This is a genomic window from Phnomibacter ginsenosidimutans (genome assembly GCF_009740285.1).
GTDB classification, from domain to species: Bacteria; Bacteroidota; Bacteroidia; order Chitinophagales; family Chitinophagaceae; genus Phnomibacter; species Phnomibacter ginsenosidimutans.
Map to the genome: position 1 here is coordinate 2,545,651 of NZ_CP046566.1, position 11,587 is coordinate 2,557,237.

Annotated in this window: 9 protein-coding genes and 1 pseudogene; all 10 read right to left on the bottom strand. The window is 48.8% G+C overall.

Features of this window, described 5'->3' with window-relative positions:
- Window positions 1-36: 36 nt before the first annotated feature.
- Window positions 37-1,011, bottom strand: a complete 975-nt coding sequence (locus GLV81_RS11085; RefSeq protein WP_157478924.1) for an endonuclease/exonuclease/phosphatase family protein — start codon at window positions 1,009-1,011, stop codon at window positions 37-39.
- Window positions 1,012-1,073: 62 nt separating this feature from the next.
- Window positions 1,074-2,105, bottom strand: a complete 1,032-nt coding sequence (locus GLV81_RS11090) for an LLM class flavin-dependent oxidoreductase (protein ID WP_157478925.1) — start codon at window positions 2,103-2,105, stop codon at window positions 1,074-1,076.
- 142 nt (window positions 2,106-2,247) lie between these two features.
- Window positions 2,248-3,648: a TolC family protein gene (locus GLV81_RS11095; protein ID WP_197428246.1), complete on the bottom strand. Its 1,401-nt coding sequence runs from the start codon at window positions 3,646-3,648 to the stop codon at window positions 2,248-2,250.
- A 33-nt stretch (window positions 3,649-3,681) separates the two neighbouring features.
- Complete coding sequence (locus GLV81_RS21585; RefSeq protein ID WP_343030565.1) at window positions 3,682-4,356, bottom strand: efflux RND transporter permease subunit; 675 nt, start codon at window positions 4,354-4,356, stop codon at window positions 3,682-3,684.
- Window positions 4,328-6,838 carry an efflux RND transporter permease subunit gene (locus tag GLV81_RS11100; RefSeq protein WP_343030566.1) on the bottom strand — a complete coding sequence of 837 codons (2,511 nt, stop codon included), beginning with the start codon at window positions 6,836-6,838 and terminating at the stop codon, window positions 4,328-4,330. Before GLV81_RS11100 ends, GLV81_RS21585 begins: the two co-directional genes overlap by 29 nt.
- Window positions 6,839-6,866: 28 nt before the next feature.
- Window positions 6,867-7,292, bottom strand: coding sequence for an efflux RND transporter periplasmic adaptor subunit (locus tag GLV81_RS19440; protein ID WP_197428247.1), 426 nt, complete (start codon window positions 7,290-7,292; stop codon window positions 6,867-6,869).
- Entirely contained in the window at window positions 7,283-7,987 is a 705-nt protein-coding gene (locus GLV81_RS19445; protein ID WP_197428248.1) for an efflux RND transporter periplasmic adaptor subunit, read from the bottom strand. Before GLV81_RS19445 ends, GLV81_RS19440 begins: the two co-directional genes overlap by 10 nt.
- 113 nt (window positions 7,988-8,100) lie before the next feature.
- On the bottom strand, window positions 8,101-8,466 hold the full coding sequence (locus tag GLV81_RS11110; RefSeq protein ID WP_157478927.1) for a hypothetical protein: 366 nt from the start codon (window positions 8,464-8,466) through the stop codon (window positions 8,101-8,103).
- A 151-nt stretch (window positions 8,467-8,617) separates the two neighbouring features.
- Entirely contained in the window at window positions 8,618-8,854 is a 237-nt protein-coding gene (locus tag GLV81_RS21735; RefSeq protein ID WP_425499999.1) for a hypothetical protein, read from the bottom strand.
- A 136-nt stretch (window positions 8,855-8,990) separates the two neighbouring features.
- Window positions 8,991-11,231: pseudogene (locus GLV81_RS11115) on the bottom strand (ATP-dependent Clp protease ATP-binding subunit); the annotation flags it as partial.
- Between the last annotated feature and the right edge of the window lie 356 nt (window positions 11,232-11,587).

Consider the following 11,587-nt stretch of genomic DNA (forward strand, 5'->3'; position numbering starts at 1 on the left):
TATCTCATGCCAACATGTGTCCCAAAAGGTTTAGCATTACTTTTCCTCCAACGTCAATGCAATGGGCAAATGATCGCTGAAACCTTCTTTATTAAAAGTTGATGCCTCCGCAGGACGCCCGAATTTGACGGGTGCATTGTATTCACCTTTTACCATGCCCGGCACTGCATCGTGGCAAATGCGTACAGGTGCCGCCACACTAAACCTGGAGAGCTTGGTTTTTACCGCAATGGCTTTCGACACCAAAAACTGATCTAGTACATTAATCTCATTGCCGAATACATAAGTCCCCATTTTGCCATTGATGCAAGCCGCACTTAGGTTGTAGAGATAGTCGGTGGTGGTGCTGTTTTCTATTTGTTTACTGATGTGTGTACTCTTGGCATACTCCACCAAACTTCTGTCGAAAGGTTCATCGTTGAAATCGCCCATGGCTACAATGCTGGCGCCCTTGCCTTCAATTTCGTGTATTCGTTTCACCCAGTAGCTCAGTACTTCGCCTACCATCATGCGGAAAGGTTCGCTTTCATATTTACCATCGCTGCGGGCCGGCCAGTGATTGCCGAGCAACACCAGTAAGTTGCCTGCTTTTGTTTGCAATTGCACCTGCACAATATCCCGGGTGGCATTGCGGCGCATGACTTCCAATGAAAACAACTCGCCTTTTGGCGTGTATTTGCTGCTGTCGTAAATAAACGCCACATCAATACCACGGGCATCTTTCGTATCCTGATGTAACACTTTGTATGGCCGGTTGAGGGCCGTACTCATTGCATCTACCAACTGCTGTAGCACTGGCAGGTTTTCTACTTCGCATACGCCCAAAATATCGGGGTTGAGGGCAGTGATGACTTTATTGAGCTGCGCAATCTTTTTGCTGAGTATAGCTGCTGTCCAACCCTTCAATTCTTTGTTGAGGGTGCGTTGTAATTTTTCGGTGCGGTTGGTGGAGTTAACGGTATCAAACAGGTTTTCGAGGTTCCACCAAAACAAGCGATGTGTGGTAGGCATGTGTTATAGTTTAGTGCAAGTAAGATGTGTGTTCTGCTGCGCAATTGCAAACTTTTGTTCGCTTATTTCTGCAGCGCCTTGCGAACCGCCGGTGCAATCTCATTGCCAAATATTTCAATGGATTGCATGAGGGCTGCATGATCGGGGCCGCCTACATCCATGTGTGCCGAAAAACGGGTGAGGCCGAACATTTCCTGCAACTGTAAAATTTTATCGATGGCTTCTTGTGCATCGCCTATGAGCAAATGCCCGTTGCTGCTGCGGCCTGCTTCAAACTGGCTGCGCTGATACGGCGCCCAACCACGGTCTGCTCCTACCCGGTTCATTTGCGCTGCATAATGCGGGTAATATTCATCAGCCACCTGCTTGCTTTGCTTACCGAAAAATGCATGCATGTGTACACCCACTTGCAACTTGGCCGGGTCGTGACCAAAGTGCTGCCAGGCCTCCCGATAGTATTGAAACAGCGGTTGAAAATGTTTCGGATTGCCACCAATGATGGCGAAGATGACAGGCAGTCCCAAACGGGCAGCACGTACTACAGATTCGGGCGTACCGCCCACCGCTACCCATATGGGCAAATGATTGTTGGTGGCCCTTGGTAAAATGAGTTGATTGTTCAAGGCCGGCCGCAATTTGCCCTTCCAGGTAATGCGTTCCTGCTGATTGATTTTTACCAGCAAATCCAGCTTTTCTTCAAACAAGGTTTCGTAATCTTTCAAATCATATCCATACACTGGAAAAGATTCGATGAAACTACCCCTGCCTGCACAAATCTCTGCTCGCCCGCCGGAGAGTAAATCGATGGTCGCAAACTGCTGGTACACCCGCACCGGATCGGCAGAGCTAAGCACTGTAACGCCACTGCCGAGTTTGATGCGTTTGGTAACGCTGGCGGCGGCGGCCAATATTATTTCAGGAACTGACACCGAATAGTCGGGCCGGTGATGCTCACCAATACCAAAAAAGTCCACCCCAATTTCATCCATCAGTTTCACTTCTGTCAACAGCTCTTGCAACCGCTGGCCCGTAGGCAATGCCTTGCCATCCGGTGTAAAATGATTGTCGCCAAACATGCCGATTCCGAGTTCCATTTGTCTTTCAATTTGCTGCAAACATAGCTCACGAAATGTGCTGCAGAAAAAGCTTTGCATGCTTGTTCACAAAAAGAAACCCCTTCTGATGAAGGGGCTCTTTTTAACTAACAACCAACTGCGGCCTCGGGTACCGGTAAGACTACCAGCCACCGCCGAGAGCTTTATACAAATTCACTGATGTTTGCCATTGTTGTTTTTTAGCGGCAATTACTTCCAGCCTTGCCTGCAAGGCATTTTGCTGGTTGATGAGCAGCTCCAGATACGTAGCCCTGCCTGAACGGAACAATGCAGAAGCCGTTTCGATAGAAGTGGTCAATACCGTTGCCTGCTCATTGCGTTGCTGATACAATTGCTCCAGGTTTTGCAAGCGTTTCATTTCGTTGTACACTTCTGCTACGCCTGTCAACACTGTTTGCTGATACTGGTACAAGGCTTCAATCTGTCGGGCATTGGCCGAAGCAAATTCTGCTTTCAAGGCACCACGGTTGAGCAAAGGAGCAACGATGCTCCCTGCCAATGCATAGGCCATTGATTCGGGCGTACGAAACAACAAGTTGGGTTGAAATGCCTGATAACCAAATGCAGCTGTGATGTTGAAACCGGGCAAAAACGCAGCTCTCGCAGCCTGCACATCCATCTTCGTTGCTTCAAGTAAAAAAGTTGCTTGCCGAATATCAGGACGTTGTTGCAAGAGCATAGCAGGTACACCGGTTTGCATGGCAGGCACAGCGGTAGTTAAATAATTGGCCGTATCACGAACTACGGTACCGGGAAACTTACCCAGCAATAATTGCAGCGCCGTTTCATGATCGACTACTTGCTGTTGCAATTGCGTTTTGATGGCTTTCGTGTTGAGCAGTTGCGCCGCAAACTGTTCTACCGCCAGTTGGTTGGCAGCAGCAGCTTCTTTTTGCACCTGCACAATATTCAGCGCATTTTCTTGCAGCACAATCGTTTCGTCTACAATACGCAGCATATTGTCCAAGGCTTGCAGCTCATAGTAGTGCAGCGCAATGTTGGATACCACTTGTGTGGTCATCCAGTTGCGGCCTTCATTGCTGGCCAGCCAACGGGCTGTGGCGGCTTTTTTTCGGCTGCGCAATTTGCCCCACACATCGGCTTCCCACGAAGATTGCAAGCCTACATAAATATCAGGCAGGTTAATGGGCACAATTTTACCCGGTTGAATAAACGTGCTGATGTTGCCCGCTCCATCCATCGTATACAAACCATAGCGACGAATGGCCGGCGAGAGGTTGGCATTGAGTGTGGGTATCATGGCGGCTTTGCTGCGCAATAATTCTGCATTGGCCATCAGCACCCGCTGATTGGCTATTTGCAAATCGGGATTGTACAGCATGGCAGTATCAATCAACGACAGCAAATGTTTATCGGTAAAGAAATTGCGCCAGCTGATGGTTCCACTATTGGTAGTGTCGGCATTCGTCCATTCACCGTAGGTTTTGGGCGCTGGTTCTACCTCAGGCGTTTTGGGTAATACCGGGGCGCAAGCCCACAGAAAGAGCAAGCCACCAATCACCCACTTTGTATTGCTTTTTTCAATTGCATGTTGTTAGATTTCTTCGGTAAATGGTTTTTCTTCTTTGCGTCCTTTGTTGGCAAACCGCTCAGCCAGTGTAGCGAAAATCACATACAGACCGGGGATAACGATGACGCCAAACACAGTACCAAACAGCATACCACCCGCAGCGGCAGTACCGATGGTTTTGTTGCCAATAGCACCTGCACCCGATGCCAGCATGAGCGGAATCAAACCGGCAATAAATGCGAAAGAAGTCATGAGGATGGGGCGCAAACGAGCTGACGCACCTTCGATAGCAGCCTGCAAGGGTCGCAGTCCTTCGCGGTGACGCAGCGACGCAAACTCTACAATGAGGATAGCGTTTTTACCCAGCAACCCAATCAACATAATCATGGCTACCTGTGCGTAAATATTGTTTTCTAAACCAAGTGCCCACAGCAAGAGGAAGGCACCAAAAATGCCAGTAGGCAGTGAAAGAATAACCGGCATCGGCAGCAGGAAACTTTCGTATTGCGCTGCCAGCAATAAGTACACAAACACCAAACAAATCAGGAAGATGATCACGGCTTCGTTGCCCGAGTTGGCCTGGTCACGACTGGAGCCAGCCCAGTCGTAAGAGAAGCCCTTGGGCAGTTTTTCGGCCGCCGCTTTTTTAATGGCATCCAATGCCTGACCACTACTGTAGCCAGGGGCTTGGTTCACCATTTATCATGGCCGATGGATACATGTTGTAGCGGGTAACTTGTTCTGGTCCGTACACTTTGTTGATTTGAAGAAAAGCCGATACGGGCACCATTTCGCCGTCTTTGTTTTTCACATACAACTTCATGATGTCTTCCGGCTTGGCACGGTATTCCGGCGAGGCCTGCACCATCACTTTGTACATCTGTCCGAAGCGAATGAAGTTGGTGGCATATTCACTGCCTAAAAACACTTGCAGCGTACTGAGTACATCAGCGAGTATCACACCTTTCTGTGCCGCCTTCACATTGTCTACACTCACCATGTATTGCGGAAAGCTGGCATCAAAGGTGGTAAAGGCGTTGGCTACTTCGGGCAGGTCGTTCAGCACTTTCACAAATTCAGCTGCCGTTTTCTCGAGGTACTTCAAATCGCCGAAACCGGTTTTATCCAACAGTCGCATTTCAAAACCACTCGAGTTTCCATAGCCCGGCACTGGTGGTGGCGAGAAGAATTCAATGCGGGCATCTTTGATGTGCTTCGTTCTTTCCCGCAGGGTATCCATCAGTTGCTTGTCGGTGAGTTTTCTTTCGTGCCATTTTTTCAACCCAATCAGGTTCATGCCATAAGTAGCACCGGTACCTTCTGAGAGCACACTGTAGCCCGCCAGCGTACTTACGGCATCGACACCGTCTATCTGCTGCGCTGTTTGCTGAATGGCATCTACCACCTGCTCGGTTCGCTCCAGTGTAGCACCGGCAGGCGTAGTTACGTTAGCATAAATCGTCGCCTGGTCTTCGTTGGGAATGAAGCCCGTGGGCAATATCGAACCAAACAGGCCGGTGCCCATCGTAAATCCGATAATCGTTACCCAAGTAATTACCCGCCTGTTGGCAATGATTTCGATGAGGCGTTTGTATTTACCCGACAAGCCTTCGTACCAAGTGTTGAAGCCGCCGAAGAAACGCTGCAACCAATTACGTTTGGCATTTGGGTCATGATGATGCCGCTTGAGCATGGTGGCACACAATGCCGGTGTCAACGTTAAGGCAACCACACCGGAGAGTACAATGGAGATAGCCATCGTCAATGAAAACTGGCGATAGAACACACCTGTGGGCCCCGACATAAACGATACCGGAATGAACACCGCAGCCATTACCAAGGTGATGGCAATAATGGCACCGGTGATTTCCCGCATGGCTTTTTCGGTGGCTTTGCGGGGCCCGATTTTGGAATGCTCCATGTGAGCATGCACGGCTTCAATTACCACAATGGCATTGTCTACCACAATACCAATGGCCAGCACCAATGCAAACAACGTGATGAGGTTGATAGAGAAGCCCAGCAACTGCATGAAGAAAAATGTACCCACCAATGACACAGGTACCGCAATGGCCGGAATGATAGTAGATCGGAAATCTTGCAGGAAGATGAACACCACCAACGCTACGAGTAAGAAGGCTTCCACCAGCGTTTTAATTACTTCATCAATAGACGCATCAAGGAAGGAAGACACATCATAGCTGATGGTGTATTCCATTCCCGCCGGAAAAGACTTTTTTAACTCGGCCATGCGGCTCTTGATGTTCGCAATCACCTCACTGGCATTGCTACCGGGGCGCTGCTTCAGCATGATGGCGGCTGATGGCTTACCATTTTCTTTGGAAATAACGTCGTATTCCAATGAACCAAATTCTACATCAGCTACATCTTTCAGTTTTACGACTTCGCCGGTTACATTGCTTTTGAGCACTACATTTTCATACTGCTGTTCAGTGTTGTATTTGCCCGTATACTTCAGTACGTACTGCAGTGCCTGCGGTGTTCTGCCCGAAGCTTCACCAATTTTACCCGGTGCAGCTTCTACGTTTTGGCCTTTCAAACTTTGTACAATGTCTTCTGTAGAAATATCGTAAGCCGTCATTTGGTCGGGTTTCAGCCACACCCGCATGGCGTATTCCCGCATGCCCATAATGTCGGCAAAACCTACACCATCAATCCGCTTCAGTTCGGGCAGCAGGTTGATGTCGGTGTAGTTGTACAAAAACTTTTCATCCATGGCAGAATCGGTGGAAAGGATGTTGAGGTACATCAACATACTATTCTGCACTTTTTCTACCAATACGCCGGCCTTGATTACTTCTTCGGGCAATTCATCCAGCGTAGATGAAACCCTGTTTTGCACGTTTACCGCAGCCACTTCGGGGTCGGTACCGGCTTTAAAAATGATTTGAATAACACTGGTACCATCGTTGCCCGACACTGATGACATGTAGGCCATACCGGGCACCCCGTTGATGGCTCTTTCGAGTGGTGTAACTACAGCCTTTACACAGGCTTCGGCGTTGGCACCGGTGTACTTAGTGGTTACGTTTACTTCGGGTGGTGCAATATCAGGAAACTGCGTAACCGGTAGTTGCGTCATGGCCAGCACACCCAACAACGTAATGATGAGGGATATGACAATAGACAACACCGGGCGGTGTATAAATTTTTCAGTCATGCCTTATGTAAGTTGAATTGTGTACTGCTTAGCGACGGGCCATGGCAGAAAATGATGTTTGCTGAGGTACAATTTTGTCGCCTTCTTTAACCTGCTGAATGCCTTCGTAAATAATGCGGTCTTTTACTGAAAGGCCGCCACTGATGACATACATGTGCGGAAAGCGATGGCTCACTTCTACATTGCGCATCCGCACCGTGTTGTTGGCATCCACTACGTACACAAATGTTTTTTCCTGTATTTCGAAACTCGATTTTTGCGGAATCACCAACGCATCGTTCAGCTCACTGTTGATGAGCACTTTGCCGGTAGAACCGTGGCGCAGCAAGTGTTGTGGGTTGGCAAACCGTGCACGGAAAGCAATGTTGCCGGTGCTGATATCAATTTCGTTTTCGTTGGTTTCTATTTTGCCCATGTGCGGAAAACGCTGCTGATCTGCCAGCACTAATCCCACTTCGTTGTGATGGGCATCGTCTTTCTTTTTTGAAACTGCAGGTAGTCTTGCTCCGACATATTGAAGTAAGCAAACACTTCATCGTTGTTGGAAATAGTGGTGAGCAAATCACCTTCCTGCACTACGCTACCCCGCTTGTTGGGAATGCGGTTGATAACGCCATTGAATGGTGCCCGTACCTCAGAAAATGAGAGGTACACCCGGGCAATAGAGATGGAAGATTTCACCTCGTCAATCTTCGCTTCGATGGCTTCAACTTTGGCTTGTGCCATTTCCAGTTCGGAGTTGGACACAATGTTTTTAGCCACCAGCATTTTGGTGTTTTTCAATTCTACTTCCGCCACTTTCAGTTCGGCCTGCACACTCTTGAGTTGCGCATTGGCCTTCAATAATTCTTCGCGGTAGCGGCGGCTGGTAAGGGTAAATAAGAGTTGGCCAGCCTGCACAGGCTTGCCTTCGTCTACATGTATTTTTTCAATGAATGCCGCATCCATGCGGGAGCGGATTTCTACGTTTTGTACCGATTGAATTTCGGCAATGTATTCACGGGCATACACCGTGTCGAGCAACTCGGGAGAGACAACAGTAAATTTTTGCGGAGCGGCAGTATCCTGTTCTTGCTTGGGCGAACAAGCGTTCAGCAATAACACGATAGCCATAGCCGGAAACCAGCTATTGCGCTGTATAAAATGCATGGTTGATTAGTTGTAAGTAGCTGATGAAATAGAGCTGCTGTAAGCATATGAATACAGCAACAGGCACACTGCATACATCAGTGATGCGTGTGATACAATCAAGGGTGATATAGCTAAACTTCGGGAGGAGGCGTATTGAGTTCGTAACTCATTTCTAATGCACCAGCAGCATGTGTGGTGGCATTATGGCTATTGGTAAACGCCAACGGCGATTCGATTTGAGCCAGGTAGAAGAGACGGCTGCAAAAATCATCAGCAATGCCCGTCTCTATTTGCAATCCATCATCTTCATCATGTTTATCCTGTGTTGAAGAATCATGATGGTCGAGCAGGGTTTCATCCACCCATTCATAAATACTGTTGATTACATCTGTAGTGCTACCAATACTGTTTGTAGCAGTATGCGCTTCTACCTGTGGCAGCAGCATAGCACTGTTTACATGCACCAGTAGTAAAAAGATGGTCAACAGTTGTTTCATAAAAAAGTGCGGCGAAGATAGCCAGAATTGATACTGTCGGTTTTGGACAGCCAACCATAAAGAAATTCTTAACATCTTTTGTCCGCACTTGTTTGACGACAAATAAAAAAAGCCCTGCGGATGCAAGGCTTTTTAATGATGTCTTAGCGTCTTATAACTTTTCGGGATGTTCGTTCCGAAACACCACCACACCATCAAACACATCTACTAATACCGGTTTTGTTTTGTCGATATCGCCGGCCAAAATGCGTTTGCTCAGCTGGTTGATGATTTCTTTTTGAATCAACCGCTTGAGTGGCCGTGCACCAAATTGTACATCGTAGCCATTCTCTGCCAGATAATCGATGGCGTACTCGCTTGAAATGCAATTCAATGCCGCTGTCGGCAATGAGTTGTTGCAGGTTTTTCAACTGTATGCGAATGATGCCACGGATTTCCTTACGCATCAGCGGCTGGAACATAATGATATCATCTACCCGGTTTAAAAACTCGGGGCGAATGGTTTGCTTCAGCAGCTGCATTACTTCCAGCTTGGCTTTTTCGTTGGCCTCTTCCAAATGGTTTTCATCCACGCCATCAAAAGCATCTTGTATGAGGTGGCTGCCAATATTGCTGGTCATAATGATGATGGTGTTTTTAAAATTCACCATGCGGCCTTTATTGTCGGTGAGGCGGCCATCATCCAGCACTTGCAGCAGCACGTTCCATACATCGGGGTGAGCTTTTTCTATTTCATCGAGCAGCACCACGCTGTAGGGTTTGCGGCGTACGGCTTCGGTGAGCTGCCCGCCTTCATCGTAGCCTACATAGCCCGGAGGTGCCCCCACCAGCCTGCTCACCGTGTGCTTCTCCTGGTACTCACTCATGTCGATGCGGGTCATCATACTTTCGTCATCAAACAGGTATTCGGCCAGCGCCTTTGCCAGCTCTGTTTTACCCACACCTGTGGTACCCAAAAAGATGAACGAGCCAATGGGCTTGCGGGGATCGCTGAGGCCTGCCCTGCTCCGGCGGATGGCATCGGCCACGGCCGTAATGGCTTCCTCCTGCCCCACAACTCTGTGGTGCAGTTCTGTTTCCAGATGCAGCAGTTTTTCCCTTTCGCTTTGCATCATTTTGCTCACGGGTATACCGGTGGCTTTCGCAATGTTTTCGGCAATGTCTTCCGCGTCTACTTCTTCTTTCAGCAATCGCTTTTCGCTGATGGCATCCAGCTGTGCAGACTGTTGCACAATCAATTCTTCCTGCTCTTTTACCTTGCCGTAGCGTATTTCTGCCACACGGCCATAGTCGCCGTTGCGTTCGGCCTGCTCTGCCTCCTGCTTCAGTTGCTCAATAGCTGCTTTGGCATTTTGTACTTTTTCTACAATTTCTTTTTCCTGCTGCCACTTGGCTTTAAACGTATCCCGCTCTACCGCCAGGTTGGCTATTTCGGTATTCAGTTCTTTCAGCTTGGCTTCATCGTTTTCCCGCTTGATGGCTTCCCGCTCAATTTCCAGCTGGCGTATCTGCCGTTCGAGTTTGTCGAGTTCTTCGGGCATGCTGTTCATTTCGAGGCGCAGCTTGGCCGCACTTTCATCTATGAGGTCGATGGCTTTATCGGGCAAAAAACGATCGGTGACGTAGCGCTGCGACAATTCTACCGCCGCAATAATGGCTTCGTCTTTGATGCGTACATGGTGGTGCGTTTCGTAGCGGTCTTTCAAACCCCGCAAAATAGAAATGGCATCTTCCACCGTGGGCTCTTCAATCATTACTTTTTGAAAACGCCTTTCGAGTGCTTTGTCTTTTTCAAAAAACTTCTGGTACTCGTTGAGCGTGGTAGCACCAATGGCACGGAGTTCGCCACGGGCCAGTGCGGGTTTTAAAATGTTGGCAGCATCCATGGCACCTTCACCACCGCCAGCCCCAACCAACGTATGTATTTCATCAATAAACAAAATGATTTCACCATCGCTGCTGGCTACTTCTTTCACCACCCCTTTCAGGCGTTCTTCAAATTCGCCCTTGTATTTGGCACCGGCAATCAGCTGGCCCATATCGAGGGCATAAATGATTTTGCTTTTCAGGTTTTCGGGCACATCGCCATTCACGATGCGCATGGCCAGGCCTTCGGCAATGGCGGTTTTACCCACGCCGGGTTCACCCACCAGTATGGGGTTGTTTTTGCTGCGCCGACTGAGGATGTGCAGGGTTCTGCGAATTTCTTCATCGCGGCCAATCACCGGATCGAGCTTGCCCTGACGGGCCATTTCGTTGAGGTTTTTGGCATACTTGTTCAGCGCATTAAACTGTGTTTCCTGCGTTTGCGATTGAATGGTATCACCCTTGCGCAATTCTTTCACCGCTGCTACAAAACCCTTTTCGGTAAGGCCGGCTTCTTTCAGCATTTTGGCGGTGCTGTCGCTGCCTTGCAGCAGGGCCAGCAGCAGGTGTTCGGGTGCCACAAATTCGTCGCCAAAAGTTTTGAGCACGGTGCCGGCCCGCAGTACGGCGGTGTTGGCATCGCGGCCAATGGATTGTGCCGGCGTAGCACCTGCCCCCGCTTTGGGCAATTTATGAATGGCTTCGTCGAGCTTGCTTTGCAGCACGTTCACCGATACGTTGTTCTTTTTCAATAAGAACTCCACCGGCGATTCTTCCTGATCGAGCAGGGCTTTTAGGATATGTTCGGTTTCGATGTTGACGCTGTTGTGGTTGAAGGCCAGCTGCTGACTGGCAGCCACCACTTCCTGCGCTTTAATCGTGAAATTGTTGAGGTTCATATGTAATTATTTGTGTTGATACGGATGGACAAACCAAATGCATCAAACCTCAAACCAGCCCCCCGTTTTGCTGCAATACTGGCAGCGGCGTAGCGCAAAAGCAGCCTGAACGGCAGAGGGGAATATGACGACCTGAAAAAAAGGCGGGAATGGTGGGTGGCGGGAACCACGAAGGCGGAAAGACAGGAAGGGCACGAAGGAGATGTAGTGATTACTTATTCAATAATCACGAAGTAAATGGGCAATCTGATCGGATTAAAAAATGGATTAATGGCTATTCTTCTCGCAAAAGGGTTACCCAGAGGTGATAACAGCGTTTTGCGAAATTCGCCCAACGGCTTATCTTCAACTACCAT